The sequence below is a fragment of the Shewanella sp. DW31 genome, from assembly GCF_015767295.1.
GTDB lineage: Bacteria > Pseudomonadota > Gammaproteobacteria > Enterobacterales > Shewanellaceae > Shewanella > Shewanella oncorhynchi.
Genome location: NZ_JADWMP020000009.1, coordinates 155,404 through 170,624 on the forward strand (window position 1 = coordinate 155,404; position 15,221 = coordinate 170,624).

Genomic DNA, 15,221 nt, shown 5'->3' on the forward strand with positions numbered 1-15,221 from the left:
ATGCTGAGTATAAGCCAATAGCTAATTCCTGAAATAAAGCTCCCTTCATGATGACGCCCTATGATGGGAACTGGATTTTGAAGCGCTCGTCACTCCAAAAGTCTGTCTATTGATACCCGATAAGATGACAAATATTCGCTTACTTTGATTATCGGCTACTGATAAATCTTTATAATTGGTAAGACCAATTGTCCATAGGCATATTAACATAGGTCTGTCGCTATCGCATCTTAAACGGCTTGGTTTATGCTCTGTTAATCCCAAATTTGCTAGCTAGGTAGCATTTTTTTACCACAATAGGGAATACGGCACGCTTTTTAACTTGGTGTGACATCTGAACCCCATTATCTCTTAAATCAGCCTGCCTATATTGTTACCATTTACTGTCCACCTTTAGCGAGGATAAATCTATCCTCGTATAGGCTGATTTTGATTGGTGGGAGTCACGGCTCGATAATGGGAGCTGTCACAGTAGGCGCAGTGGTTATGATATTAAAAATAAGTTTGATGTTAGCTATTTGTATTAATTTATTTTTCTTTGCTAACTTAGTGTCGATTTAGGATACGGCATGTCATAACGCCATCAAATAAAGCATGCAATACTTAAATCATTCAGGAAGGGTTAGAGAGTGGCTAAATATGGTAGTTTGCAATGATGCAGGCAACTTGTTACTTGCTGTTGGACTGAACTGTCAATGCTAAATTATGGGTTATAGTGGGTTCAATTTAATGAATACCGAGATACACGCGTCAAGCTATTGGTCATTTAATGTGTCATTGCTGAGGTTAACTTGAATCTATAGCGCATTAATTTAAGCGTTAGTTCGCTAAATATGAGATGGAAACGTGCAGGATATGCATTGTATACCATCTTAATTAAGCCACATTCTCGCGATGAAAATCGGGTTGACATGGTAAGACCAATTAACCTTTTGTGTTTTTGGCTTCAAAGTTTTCACATTTTGGGTGTGAATAGCATCACGCTTTAGCAATATCTGCTTCACAGCATAAGCGTGTTGTATGATACAAAGCGAGACTTTAGTGAATCATCATTTAAGCAGCAAATCATTATCTCGGTTTTGATTCGTGTTATCTGCGCAATGGCGCTGCTGGAGATACCTATGCTACGCGTTCAAGTTTGTTTATCTGAAGTTGGAGTTATGCAATGAAAAGCCCAAATCCATCGTCATCAGTTCCAACTGTGACAAACAGCGCACATGAAGCGCCACAGGTTTCAGCTCATTTTAGTTGTTACAATCAGGCTGAAATTTACGGGACAAGCAAAGTGGTTAAAGCACCTTGGCAGTCCTTTGGCTTAGCCGTGTTTGCTGGCGCATTTATCGCTTTAGCCTTTGTTTTTTATTTAACCGTAACTACTGGCGCAGGCGATGCGTCTTGGGGTTTAGTTCGTTTCGTTGGCGGAATAGCCTTTAGTTTAGGTTTAATCTTAGTGGTTGTTTGCGGTGGAGAACTGTTCACCAGTTCTGTACTCAGTACCGTCGCCTGGGCACAAAAACAGGTCACTGGCGCTGAATTACTCAAATGTTGGTGCCGCGTGTATGCCGGCAATTTTGTCGGCGCTATGTTGATGGTTTGCTTGATCACTGCCGCAGGTATGTATGATCTCGATGGTGGTAATTGGGGATTAAATGCACTTAAAGTGGCACAGCACAAACTGCACCATACTTGGATTCAAGCCTTTAGTTTAGGCATTTTATGTAACATGTTGGTGTGTTTAGGTGTGTGGATGACCTTTGCTAGTCGTGATGTACTGACGAAATCGTTACTGTTAATTTTACCTGTGGCTATGTTCGTTAGTAGTGGCTTTGAACACAGTATCGCTAACTTATTTATGGTGCCTATGGGCATGATGATCCAATCTATCGCCAGCCCAGAGTTCTTCGTGTCTTTAGGGGTTACTCAAGCACAATTTGCCGATTTAACCGTGGCAAACTTTATATTCAATAATTTAATACCTGTAACCTTAGGCAATATTGTCGGTGGCGGTGTGATTGTTGGTTTAGGTTATTGGTGGATAGAGCAGGGTAAAGTCACCTTGGCTGAACCACACAAAGCTCATCATGAACATTTTTCTGCACCACATTCGCATGCTGAAAAATCTCAGCATCAGAGTGAGATTAAGCTGACTAAACATTCCTAGAACGCCTTTAATTATTAGTCTGAAGTGAAAGTGCCCAGCAGGTAGCTGGGCATTTTTATGTCGGTTTACTATGATGTGTAAATAATGAAGTAAATAAAAACGGCATCCGAAGATGCCGTTTTTTGATTAGGTTCTAACTCATAAACACCATATTAGAATTTAACTTCGCCTTCGATAAACCATTCACGACCACGCGCATCATATGATGAGCGGTTATAGTGTGGCCAGGCTGTATCTGTTGGATCAAAGTTTGGTCCAACATTAAATAAGTTCATTACACCGCCAGTCACTTTAATTGCGTCTGTGATGTTATAAGCCGATGTTAAGTTCCACTTCGTTTGTGATGCAATTTCGTTTGCACTTTCATCGAATGCCAAACCTTTATCTAATGCAGCTTTTTTAAACGATTTATATCCAACACCATGCATTCTTGCTGTGTGGTAAGCGCCTAAAGTTGTTTCAAAATCGTTTATATACCAACCTAAAATGATATTGGCTTTATATTGCGGTAAACCACCATCATCGATGTCATCATCAATTGCAGCTGTAGGATCTGTTTGTCCTTCAGAAAGAAGAATATAAGTACCATTAAAGTTTAGTTTTAACTCACCAAAGTCAGCGACATCCCATCCGTAACCAGTGGTTAAGTCAATACCACGAACTTTCTGATAAGCAAGGTTTTGTGCGACGGTATTAATGTGAGTAATAGTACCTAATGCGTCACGGGTGATCATGTTTGCATAAGTTTCATATTCACGAGCAGCTTTGCTTGCAGAGATGTCACTTACCATGTCATCCAGTTTCCACTCCCAAATATCGAGTGAAGCATTTAAGCTATCGCCACCATATACAGCACCTATGTTGGCTGTATAGCCTGTTTCAGCGCTAAGATCTTTGTTAGCACCAGTAGTGATATCAATATTGAGTTCATTACAGATTTTGTTCAGTGTTGGATCTGGATTTTTCTGAGATGGAGTTCCACCTAGAGCTTGGCACTGTTTAAAATCAATGATATTGCTATATGCTTTAGTTGCATCTCCATATACGCGATGCATATCTGGTGCACGGAACACTTTACTGATAGAGCCACGAACTAATAATTCATCAAGTGGACGATACTCTACGGTTAATTGCGGCGACAAATTTCCACCGAAATCATCATATCGGTCATAACGTAAGGCCGCATCAAGTGTTAAGTCCTCAAGAACTGGAAGCTTTAATTCCATATAGGTTGCCCAGTATGAACGCTCACCAGCACCTGATGAACCACCACGGCTTAGAATATTGCCTTTAACAGATTCTGAGTCAGATTCTGATGAGTAGTCTTGAGTGGTATATTCCGCCCCAAAAGCAAAGTCTGCTGAACCTGCTGGCAGTTCAAATGCTGGACCTGTGATATTTGCCTGAATATTTTTTTGAGTTGATTGAGCTTTTTCAAACGGAGTGTACGCTATACCGCTGACATCATTTGTGCTGATTGGCGCAAGCAGTGATTTACCGTCAGTGCCTTGAGCTAGATAATTAAATAATCCACCAACAGTCGCAAAGCCACTATTGAATACATCCACATTAGTACGGCCGTAATTTACGGATGTATCCCAACTATAATCATCAGCGATCACGCCTTCCAAGCCCGCGGTGAAGAAATAGTTACGGGTACTTGTTTCTCCTGCGCGGTTGCCGAATTCGTGCAAACGACGAATATAGTTGTAGTCACCATTTTCGGCATTTTTAAAATCTCCACCAAGACCTGTATTCTTGTCGAATGTCTTTGTCAGTGAATCATCTAAATCAACGCCTAAAGTTACTTTGTCTCCTGCAACATTGACTGTGTAGTTATCGATACCCATAGGTTCGATACGTGTTGTTGATTTTGCTTCTGCAAAATCAAGACGTCCTACAAAGTTCAAATTATCTGCAAGTTCATAGTTAAAGTTCGTTGAACTGATAAAACGGGTGCTTTCTGGTGATAGATCGCGCCACTTTGAGCGATCAAAGCCACATGCGTTACCTGTCCAAAGAAAACCGCCCGCTTCGCATTCACTCGCAGTGAGGACACGTTGGCCTTTTGGTGTCGTTCCACCAGCAGGTTTTTTACCTGTAATGCCAGCCCCATATGAGCTGTATTGTGAATATTTACTATAAGGTACTTTGTCTGTATCTAATCCAAAAACAGCTCTATCAGTTGCATTCAAACGCTCAGTATCAGTAAATTCGATGAAGGTTGAGACGTTACCACGTTCGGAAGATGAACCCAGAGATAGCGCAATTCGATCGCTTCCACCACCGCCTTCAGTAGTATCACCATGTCGATATTTTAATGCGACGCCATCAAAATCTCTTTTTAAAATAATGTTTACTACGCCACCAACAGCATCTGCACCATAAATTGCTGAACCACCAGATTGTAATATCTCAATACGAGCAACTGCTTCCATTGGTAAGTTTGCGGTATCAACAAAGTTGTCTGTACCACCTGCTGGTTTAGGATATTGGTTGAGACGTTTACCGTTAATCAATGTTAGCGTTCTGCTTGCACCCGCATTACGTAAACTGATTGATGACGCAGCTGGTGTAAAACCATGTACTGATTGAGTTGTCATTGCTCCTGTTGTTGAAGTCAGGCTCTGCAATGCATCTTGTACGTTAGTAAAACCTTGTTTTGCCATATCATCAGCACTTAGTACTGTAACTGGGGTTGCGGTTTCCATATCGGTACGCTTAATACGTGAACCTGTTACTTCAATACGTTCAACTTTGGCACCATCTTCAGCTGCATATACTATCGAAGTGGTTAACGCGGCAGTAGCTGCTCCGCTTATTAATGCAAAGCGAACGGCTTTGGCTAATGTAGAATTTGCACGCATTTTATTCTCCCTTAACACATGTTGTATGTTTATTTTTTATTTTTCTTAAATGGTTACTTATGTAAAGAATTAAGCTCTCATTTAATTGAGTTCAGGATATAACCACAAGAAAATAACAAGTGCAACATTGGTCATGCTGGAGTTTTGTTTAAAATTTGTTATTTACTCTCTTTTTAAAATGCAGATATAAGTAGGGTGTGTGTGTAATCGGTGGCAGATAAGGTTTTAATTTGAGGGTTTTGTTTTTTATTTGGCTTTTTGTTTTTATTATTGATTCTTTTTGTTTTTTTATTGTTGCTAATATTTTGTTTTATTGTGTTTTAATTTTGTTGTTTTCAATAATAGTTTGAAACTATTTTATGTGAAAAAGTAAAGATTAATAACGATATGGTTTGTCATTCCATATATTTTAGATTGGATGATTGAGGAGTGTTATCAATAAGGGTTTTCATGCGGTTTAATTTTGTATGGTGATATTTTTACACCGCGTCAGTAAGCTAGAAGTAAAATTATGGAATGAAATGTTGTAAAGAATAAAAACTAATCAAATGCTATTTCTGATTATTTAATTTTGACTGTTTAAATATAAAAGCGAAGTGAATATCTATTCACTTCGCTTTCGGTTTATTGTTTAGTTTTTTGAGTGAACAATTCATTTGTATGGTTAATTATTTTTACAAAAAGCTGTTCTGTTTATTTGCTATTTAGAACTGATTTGTGCTCTACCACGTTAAATTGCAGTGGAAAGTAGTGTCCTAAATAACGTAGGGCGACATAGGCAACCACTAAGGTGGCGATTACCAGTTCGAATTCTGCTAAGTATTTTATCCATATCGCTAACTCACCCATGTTATTGAACTGCGTTAACCAAGCAGCGGTTTTAAAGAGGGCGGTTGCACCGATCACCATAGGGAAGGTAAAGGCTGCGTAGCCTGGGCTAAAGGGCAGTTTTAGTAGGTGAAAGAAGGCCAAGTAGATGATGCTGGTCATCAGAATGGCGATGCTCAGTAGTAAGGCGACTAAGGGAATCGACGCCTGCTCGCAAACGGTCAGATAACCTGCAAGTGATAAACTGGCGGGCGCCGCGAGAATGGCAATGGTTGGTTTAGCGGCATCGGGTATCGCCTGACAGAAAATGAGGCGATAGAGCATCAAAGGCAGCATGATTAAGTAAGCCAACATCCCAAAAACCAAAATGGCATTTGCTAACCATTGGTAGTCAGACACAGGGAAAGACACTGCCGCGACGATAATGCCAATCGGTGGTACAAACCAGCTTGGAACCATGTGCTCGAGTTTAAAATCAATGGCGCGATAATAGATAAACGCGCTTAGGAAGATCACATGGATACCAATGGCGACTAGCCACAGAGTTAAGCCTGCATGGGGGAAATAATCGCCGAGTGATTTAGACACCACCATCAAGCCCATGGCGAAGGTGGGGATCACACTACCAATCACAGGGTGACTCAGCTCGTCCTTTAAAATATTAGGATGAAGCATGAATTTACCCATGAGCAATAACAGTAACACAGAGGCTATGATGGCACCTGTGAGTTGTCCTGCGCCATTAAGTGAAGGTGTCATGTTCTCCCATGTCCAACCTAAGCTGGCAATTGCCAGTGCCAACCCAGCCATAGGGCTGGGAAGTTTAGCTGCGTGGGATGTCCAGCGTTTGCGTTTTGAAGTCATTTTGAATACCTCTCAATACTGACAATGCTTAACATCGCTTTTTTGGGGCGCTGTTTTGATGTATTTAGTGTACTGCGGGTATCTATGATAAATAAATTTGATTAATTTTATTCATTACATAAGTTTTGCTTACTTTAATGTTGCTATTAAACTTAAGGTTTGAGTTTACAACGCAGTAGCGTGTGCCCTAGGCCAAGATTGTCTGTATCTTCATCCACATACAGTCCCGCTTGGTGAAGCAGGGCCAATAAATCCTTAGAGTGATACATGCGGCTATTGCCATTGGCCATGGCGCTGAAATAGAGGCTAGTGGCATTTACGCAATAGGCGGAGGCGGCCGATGGCTGTCTATCCCAAAAGGTTTCGACGATAAAGAGTTGGCTGTTTGATGTCATTGCCTTTGCCGTGCGTTGTAAAATGCTCAGGATTTGGCTTTTTGAGAAGCAATCCAGAAATTGACTCATCCAGTAAGTATCGGCGCCTTCGACAAAGGGTAGGGAGTCGTCCAGCAGATCGGTGGCAAAGGTATGCACGCGCGCTGCAAAACCTCGTGCGAGTGCATTTTGTGTGGCTACCTCTAGTTGCCCCGGGAAATCCATAATCGTGACTTCAACGTTCGCGTCATAATCACAGCAGCTCAGTGCCCATTTGCCCGTATTGCCGCCTATATCCACTAAATGGATTGGCTTATGGGCAAACACTAATGGCAGAAGCTGTGGAAAGGCATGATCCGAATAGTAATGATCGAAGGCAAACCAGCTCTGTTTCGCTTTGGGTGGTAGATCTTTTAAGGCGGGGTAGATGGTATTCCAGTCACCGAACACCTTAAGTCCTGTGGCCTTGCCTTCTAGTAGCGCGGTATCAAGGTTAAAAAGGCCTTGATAGCAAACATCTTGCACAAAGTTAAGATTGATGGCTGCCATGTCGTCATGGAGTAAAAAGTGCCCCGTTTTGTCGAGCACATAGCCATTTTCATTTTGCCAAACGAGACCCATACTGAGCCCCATATCCAACAATACCCCCAAGGCATATTCACTCAGTGGGGTGGATTGGCTTAACTCGGCCGCAGTGATCCCATGCTCGGCCGCGTTATCTATTTGGGCTAGCACATCGAATTTGAGTAGGCAGTGGGCGACTTGGAAACTAATGGGGCCAAAGGCAATTTTTTGAGCTTCAAACTTTGCATTGAAGGCGCTGATGTTACTTGGTGTTCGGTAAAAAGACATAAAAAGGAATGAATTGGCGAGCGGGTCCGTTCTTTATAACCAAGTTAGCCGTGAAAGCCAGTTGAGATACAAAGAACTATGAGCTGTATCCAAACTTGAGCAGTAACTTGTTTATGCTCTGTAATCGAGATCTAAATAATGGAATGCCATAAATAAAAATACCCAGCCAAAGCTGGGTATTTTAAGGACGATAAAACGTCGTTTATTGAACGTTTTCTTCGTCGCCGAATTGGCCTTGGAACAAGACTGAAGATAGGTAACGCTCGGCAGCCGATGGCAAAATCACCACAATGGTTTTGCCTGCAAACTCTGGCAACTCAGCGATGCGGTTGGCGGCGACAACGGCGGCACCCGATGAAATACCCACTAAAATGCCTTCTTCTTGCATTAAGCGGCGGGCCATGTCGATGGCTTCATCGTTAGTTACAGCTTCAACACGGTCAATCAATTCTAAATCTAAGTTACCTGGGATAAAGCCTGCACCAATACCTTGGATTTTATGCGGCCCTGGTTGCACAGGTAAACCCGCTAAGGTTTGAGCTATAACAGGGGAATCTGCTGGCTCAACCGCAACTGAGGTGATGGTTTTACCGGCCACTTTTTTCAAGTAACGGCTTACGCCAGTAATTGTACCGCCAGTACCTACACCGGCAACAAACACATCAACTTCACCATCGGTATCATTCCAGATTTCTGGACCTGTGGTTTTTTCATGGATTTCTGGGTTAGCAGGGTTATTAAACTGCTGCAATAAAATGTATTTTTCAGGAGCCGATTGGCGAATTTCTTCCGCTTTATCAATCGCACCTTTCATGCCTTTCGCGCCTTCAGTCAGCACGAGAGTTGCGCCTAAGGCTTTGAGTAGCTTACGACGCTCTAAACTCATGGTATTTGGCATGGTAAGGGTCAGTTTATAGCCACGGGCCGCGGCAACATACGCTAATGCAATACCTGTGTTGCCTGATGTTGGCTCAATCAGCTCGTGATTTTTTGTTAATAGACCTTTCTTCTCGGCATCCCAAATCATATTGGCACCGATACGGCATTTAACACTGAAACTTGGGTTACGGGCTTCGACTTTGGCCAGCACTTTACCTTGGCTAACACGGTTTAAACGTACTAGTGGTGTATTACCAATAGTATATGAATTATCTTCGAAAATTTTGCTCATGGATTGCTTGCTCCTATGTTGGCACTACTGAATCATAATCTGCTGTGGCGCTTTTAGAAGTGATTGTTTGTTCTTCTTTATTCGATTTGGTTATTAAAGGGTGTGCTGTTATTCGCAAACCCTGATTGGCAGCCAGTTTAACTGTGTTAACCTCTTGCTAACATAAAAAAGATTGTGGCATTAACAGGGATAACTTCTTGATGTCTCAATCGTAAAACTAGCCTATCACTCGTATCGGACAAGCGCAAAGATGAAGCAGCAACAAATGGATCTGGGTAAAGATCCAAAAACGATGGTAACACCAAAGGCATTTACCATTGCAGCAGCCGTGTTATATACCCCATTGGCGACACCGTTGAAGCGGATGTTAGCCATACTGATTGATGGTTTGCTGATCACTGTGTTAGCTGAGCAGATGGATTGGATGTTTGTCTTGCTGGTGGTCAGTATTATCTGGATTGAAAAGCGCAGTCGTAAGTTTGGTCGTTTATTAAAGTGGGGACTTTATGCCTTGATGTTGGTTTTTATGTTGCTGACAACCGCTAATAATCTGTTTGATTTTAATGGAACAGACGTTAAAAGCAGTGAGGGAGTAGAGCAACAATTGGCATTAGGTGAACAAATCATTACGTCACTACCAGCATTGATGTCGTTGAGCCAGTGTAATAATTATGCTTGTGGTAAAACTCAAGTTCAGTCCCTACATGAAGCGATAAAAAATGCTTCAGGATCAAAGGGCATGACAGAAAATGATCAACGTGAAATAGTGCTAGCAACCATAGCCAACAGTAGTTTGCCTGCCATAGACAGTGAAAAGTTACAGGCGGAAGTGCTTAATGGCAGCCTATGGCCTGTTATTACGCTTCCTGTTGAGTTGGCGACAACAGATTCTCCGCCTGAGCCACTTCAGCCTATTCAAGCTATTTCGCCGGATGTACAGCCGCAAAGTGCGGTGGCTGATGCAGTGAATGTGAGCCCTTCGCAATATTCTCGCCTCAGAACCGTTGATGAAGCTACAAGCCATAGTGTTGTCGCTTGGGTGAAAGGCTTTCTGAGTGATATGGGGCTGGGTTTTGGGTGGGCAGCGTTTTACTTTACCGTCTTTACTGCACGATTTGATGGTCAAACCTTAGGTAAGAAGATGCTGGGCATTCGGGTGATCCAGCTCGATGGTGCCAACATCAGTTTATGGGCCGCGTTTGGCCGTTATGGTGGCTATGCCGCAGGCTTTACCACAGGCTTACTTGGCTTTATGCAAATATTTTGGGATGCCAATCGGCAGGGGATCCAAGATAAAATATCTTCAACAGTCGTGATAGACTTAGTGCAAATGCATAAAAAGCAACGATTAGAGCAACAAGCGCAGGGGCAAAATGAGTTAGCACCTGTGCTTACGAGTGATGATGCATCCTCTGCTCACCTTACAACCAGTACCCGTTTGGAGCATTTATGAAACAGGTCGTCATTTCGGGGAGTGGCCTATTTACGCCGCCCCACAGTATTTCCAATGAAGCCTTAGTTGAGAGCTTCAATGCTTATGTGGATATTTTCAATCTTGAAAATGCAGGCTTAATTGAGCAAGGCCATGTTGCGGCTTTGTCCTATTCATCGAGCGAGTTTATTGAAAAAGCCTCAGGCATCAAGCACCGATATGTGATGGTGAAAGAGGGCATTCTGGATCCCGAAGTCATGATGCCGTTGATTCCTGAGCGCAGCAGTGACGAATTATCGATGCAGGCTGAGATTGGCCTTGAAGCTGCCTTGATGGCACTAAAGAATGCCAATCTCAAGGCTGAGCAAATTGACTTAGTGATTGTTGCCTGCGCTTATACTCAGCGTGCGTATCCTGCTATGGCGATTGAAATTCAACGTGCACTGGGTACGCGGGGTTATGGTTACGACATGCAGGTAGCGTGTTCATCGGCGACGTTTGCAATTGTCGCCGCGGCTAATGCCATTGCTACGGGTTCTGCCTCAAGAGTGCTAGTGATCAACCCTGAAATTTGCTCGGCACAGGTGAATTATCGCGACCGTGACAGCCATTTTATCTTCGGTGATGTGGCGACGGCTCTGGTACTGGAAGAACAAAGCTTAGCCCAGTCTGACCATGTGTTTAAGATCCTCTCAAGCCGCTGTTTTACCGATTACTCGAACAATATTCGCAGTAATTTCGGTTTCTTGAATCGCTGCGATCCGAGTGCGGCCCATCAAGCCGATAAGTTATTCCACCAACAAGGGCGCAAGGTATTTAAAGAGCTGTTGCCGATGATTTATCAACATTTGGATGAACATCTGGCCGAACAAGCGTTAACGCCACAGTCTTTCAAACGTTTGTGGTTACATCAAGCGAACATCAACATGAATCAGTTTGTGGTGAGAAAGTTGCTTGGGGATGATGTGTCTGCGGAACAAGCGCCCGTGGTACTAGATGAATACGCCAATACGGCTTCCGCGGGTTCTGTTATTGCATTTCACAAGTTTTCCGGTGACTTTAAGACTGGCGATTTAGGTTTATTGAGTTCGTTTGGCGCAGGATATTCTATTGGCAGTGTTATTCTGCAGAAGGTCTAAGATTCTCACCGTCATAATAAAAAGCCCACATCGAGGAAGATGTGGGCTTTTTTATGTCAGTTGTTTGTCTAAGTTGCTTTCTGTTTAAGGCAATGATTGTTTATAGCAGCCATGCGTAACTTAACTTCATAAAGTAGGTTTTCTCGTCCCGCGTTAGGCGGGTTAACTCATCATTAGCCTGCAAACTATCAGAGTATCCGAGGTAGAACACACTCTGCGGATTGAGTTTATAACCGTAGAGGAGCTCATTGCCTAAATGCGCTTCCTCACTCTGCGGCGCTGAATATAAATACTGCGCCACATTGCGATTTATCCGGGTGTAAATGCTAGAAAGGCGAATAAAACTGTGTAGACTGAATTGCCAGTTGAGGCGTACATCGCTCAGATTAGCGGTAAAAAGTGCACCTTGTTCCACATCCATTTGCTGATAAAGATGGGAGATATCGATAGAAAGTCCATTAGCAATTTTCCAATTGATACTCGGGTTCATTTGCGTTTTAGTGCCCAGCCTATCATTGATAAAATCAATTTCATCGCCGTAGTACATTTCAAGCTCCATACTCAGGGGCGATAACGGGGTTACTGCGCCATAAAACCACACTTGGGTTTCATCATATAGTTGACTATTTCCGGCGATAGTGAGTTGTGAAGCATCGCGGCGAGGCCCCACACGTTCACGGGTTTCTACACCAAAGGTGATTTCGCTTTGTAATGCGCCGATGATTTCGATGTAGGCTTCATACTCTTCTTCAAGTCGTTCGCCTGCTTGGTTATGAGTGATATCCCAATCTCCCGCTAATTCCACCTTGTTAAAGGTGCCCGTAGGATACCAAATCAAACCCGCACCAGCCTCAAAGGTGCGGTAATCGATTTTTTCGACAAAGCCTAAATCGGCACGAAAATCGGGATCAACTGCGTTGTATTCGCTGTAAGCAAACCAATTTCGCTCTTCGTGTTTAAAGGTTAACTGATATAAATTGCCGCCAAAGCGGCTATCAGATTGGCTACGTAATACTTGTTCGTTGAGTTGACAATGACCGAGTTCGCAATCAAGCTGAGATTGGCCACAGGGCAAACCATTACTAGAGTCATTTTCAGTATCAGTACAAAATTGACGATAGACTCCCGTGGGGTATTGAGTATCCGATTGGGCCACTTGTGCAGTGAAACTGTCCTGTGGTGTTGGTTGATATTTCGCATCTAGACTAATCACATAGTTGTGGTAATCGGGTTGGCTGTTGATCTCATTGTGGGGGGTATTTGCTGTACCATTGTGAGTGTTGTCACTGCTTGTTTTCGCGGTAAGTAATCCGCCGATGGAGAAGGTTTTGCTAATGTCGAAACGATAACGTCCCGCAAGGTTCAAACTTTCTTGATCAAGCGAGGCAACCTCTGAGCTTAAATTTCCCGGTACCAAAAACGTGGTTTGGCTATCGTTACTCGCTAGCAGAGCTAAAGTGTGATCATCGCTCTTACTTGTCAGTTTGATACCATAGTCAGGTGCAACAATATTGCGGGTGTGCAGCAGATTCACCTGTGTGTCGAAATAGTCTTTATTATCCAAAAAGAACGGCCGTTTCTCATCATAGAACAAGGAGAAAGTGCTGTTCACATCGAGCTGGCCAGCATCGGATTCCACTTGGGAAAAATCGGGATTAATGGTGGCATTGAGTAAGGTGCTGGAATTAATGCCCCAGCGCAAGTCTACACCTGGCTCGAGATTGTTATCAGCTTCCCAGCCATCCGCCTGTTTATGTTCGTTACGGTTGGCGATAAAAGTCGGGGTGATTTGTACATCCTGTCCTTGTTCTGCCCCCGCCAAGCCAGAAGCCACACCTAACTGACAAAGTTGACAACTCGTATTACGGTCAATCTTATGGGTCGATAGGCGATGTTTTTCATTGCGTGGATAATAACGAATTAACTCAAAGCCCCATTCTTGCAGGCTTTTCTTGTCGTCAAAGTTGAACAGTCTCAGTGGTAACTCGACTTCGACCTGATAGCCATCGGCGGTGATCTTGCCTGCGGATTTCCAAATACCATCCCATGCTTCGCTTTCTTCACCCGTTAATTCGTTTTCAATTGAGTCTAATTGCACGCCAAGAGGATTAATAAAAAATTGGTATGCTAAACGGGCATTATTAAAAGTATCGAGTTTAATTCCGACTAAATCATCACTCCACAGCTTGTCTCTGTCCTTGAGTGTGGCGCGAATGAGTTTGGGATTAATGTCTTTGGCAGTAAATGCCACAAAAAGACTGGTTTTAGTCGCATAGACTCGCGCCTCGGTTCTCACTAATGCGGCAATATTTTCCCCTGGTTGGGTTTCATATTTGAGCTCTGTGACTGCGGCTTGTTGCCAAATGGCATCGTCCAACTCTCCGTCAATATTGGCAGCACTGTTAAGTGTTGGAATGGCTAACTGAAATTGGCTGGCATAGCCAGCAAGGCAAGTTACAGGTAGAAAAGTAAGACTAGATAAGATGATGGCTAAGATTGATTTCAACAAAAAAGACTCAAATAACACATTCGTGGCGCGCATTTTGCCAGAAAATGTGAAGTTAACAATAGCGAGTAATTGTTACAAGGTTTGCGTTGATTTTAACGAGGCGAAACATGATGAGATTATTGGATCTAAAAAATTGGGGAGCAGTGCTGAGCCATGACTCAGCACTGCTGGTGTTACTACTCGGGTGCGATGGCATGGTTGCGATACGCTTCACGATACTTATCGACCCACATGGCCGTCGCGCCACAAATCGCCACTGGCATGACGATAAAGTTGACTATGGGGATCATCGAAAATAGCGTCACAGTGGCGCCAAAGCTAAAACTGGTGCCACGGGTTTGATTCAAGGCAAAGCGCATATCTTTAAAACTGACCTTGTGGTTATCGAAGGGATAATCGCAGTACTGAATCGCCATCATCCAAGCGCTGAACAGAAACCATAAAATCGGCGCCAGCGTCTGGCCTACCATAGGCACTAAAAACAATAACAAAAATACCAGTGCGCGGGGCAGATAGTATTTGAGTTTGATCCACTCACGCCCAAGGATACGCGGTAAGTCTTTGATTAAATCAATACCAGAACCGGTATTCAGCTGCTTACCAGTTAACAACTGCTCGACTTTTTCAGCCAACAGACCATTAAAGGGGGCGGCGAGCCAGTTCATGACGGAGCTAAATACAAAAGCAAGCATCACCAGCATAGTGGTGACGGCGAGTGGCCAAAGTAAAAAGTTTAACCAGCTTAAGTAGTCAGGGAGCTGGGCATTCATCCAAGTGAATAGCGTATCTAACTGGCCTATGGCTACATAAATGACGCCAGCAAACAGCAGAAGGTTAATCATTAGCGGAATAAATACGAAAGTGCGCAGGCCTTTACGTGTGATTAAACCAAAGCCATCGAGAAAATAATTAACGCCACTTTTGGCTGGGAAGGGCAAGGTTTTTTTCTGTGTCATATCGTTTTTCCAAAAAGTTAAGCGACAGCTATATGCGATTGTGATCAACTCATGGACAGATGACAAGC

At 43.2% G+C, this 15,221-nt stretch carries 9 protein-coding genes; 3 read left to right on the plus strand and 6 right to left on the minus strand.

Annotated elements, in window-relative coordinates; genetic code table 11:
• Positions 1-1,165 precede the first annotated feature (1,165 nt).
• A complete protein-coding gene (gene focA / locus GWI56_RS10055) occupies positions 1,166-2,161 on the plus strand; it encodes a formate transporter FocA (protein WP_028760971.1) in 996 nt (331 codons plus the stop codon).
• Between the two features lie 152 nt (positions 2,162-2,313).
• Here focA and GWI56_RS10060 read toward each other — a convergent pair whose 3' ends face one another.
• The 4 genes from GWI56_RS10060 to cysK all read right to left on the minus strand — a co-directional run bounded on the left by GWI56_RS10060 (position 2,314) and on the right by cysK (position 9,117).
• Positions 2,314-5,028 (minus strand): TonB-dependent receptor, encoded by a 2,715-nt coding sequence (locus tag GWI56_RS10060; RefSeq protein ID WP_198572814.1) that lies wholly within the window; start codon positions 5,026-5,028, stop codon positions 2,314-2,316.
• A 693-nt stretch (positions 5,029-5,721) separates the two neighbouring features.
• Complete coding sequence (locus GWI56_RS10065; protein ID WP_168824158.1) at positions 5,722-6,720, minus strand: TDT family transporter; 999 nt, start codon at positions 6,718-6,720, stop codon at positions 5,722-5,724.
• Between the two features lie 152 nt (positions 6,721-6,872).
• Positions 6,873-7,946, minus strand: a complete 1,074-nt coding sequence (locus GWI56_RS10070; RefSeq protein ID WP_198572815.1) for a methyltransferase — start codon at positions 7,944-7,946, stop codon at positions 6,873-6,875.
• A gap of 202 nt (positions 7,947-8,148) precedes the next feature.
• On the minus strand, positions 8,149-9,117 hold the full coding sequence (cysK, locus tag GWI56_RS10075; RefSeq protein WP_113940761.1) for a cysteine synthase A: 969 nt from the start codon (positions 9,115-9,117) through the stop codon (positions 8,149-8,151).
• A 250-nt stretch (positions 9,118-9,367) separates the two neighbouring features.
• Here cysK and GWI56_RS10080 point away from each other — a divergent pair, with 250 nt between their 5' ends.
• Both GWI56_RS10080 and GWI56_RS10085 read left to right on the plus strand, forming a co-directional pair.
• Positions 9,368-10,570: an RDD family protein gene (locus GWI56_RS10080; RefSeq protein WP_198572816.1), complete on the plus strand. Its 1,203-nt coding sequence runs from the start codon at positions 9,368-9,370 to the stop codon at positions 10,568-10,570.
• Positions 10,567-11,688 carry a beta-ketoacyl-ACP synthase III gene (locus GWI56_RS10085; protein ID WP_028760965.1) on the plus strand — a complete coding sequence of 374 codons (1,122 nt, stop codon included), beginning with the start codon at positions 10,567-10,569 and terminating at the stop codon, positions 11,686-11,688. The genes GWI56_RS10080 and GWI56_RS10085 overlap by 4 nt, the downstream gene beginning before the upstream one ends.
• A 100-nt stretch (positions 11,689-11,788) precedes the next feature.
• Here GWI56_RS10085 and GWI56_RS10090 read toward each other — a convergent pair whose 3' ends face one another.
• Positions 11,789-14,197, minus strand: coding sequence for a DUF5916 domain-containing protein (locus tag GWI56_RS10090; RefSeq protein WP_242068383.1), 2,409 nt, complete (start codon positions 14,195-14,197; stop codon positions 11,789-11,791).
• A gap of 176 nt (positions 14,198-14,373) precedes the next feature.
• Positions 14,374-15,153: a sulfate transporter CysZ gene (gene cysZ / locus GWI56_RS10095; protein ID WP_028760963.1), complete on the minus strand. Its 780-nt coding sequence runs from the start codon at positions 15,151-15,153 to the stop codon at positions 14,374-14,376.
• Positions 15,154-15,221 lie beyond the last annotated feature (68 nt).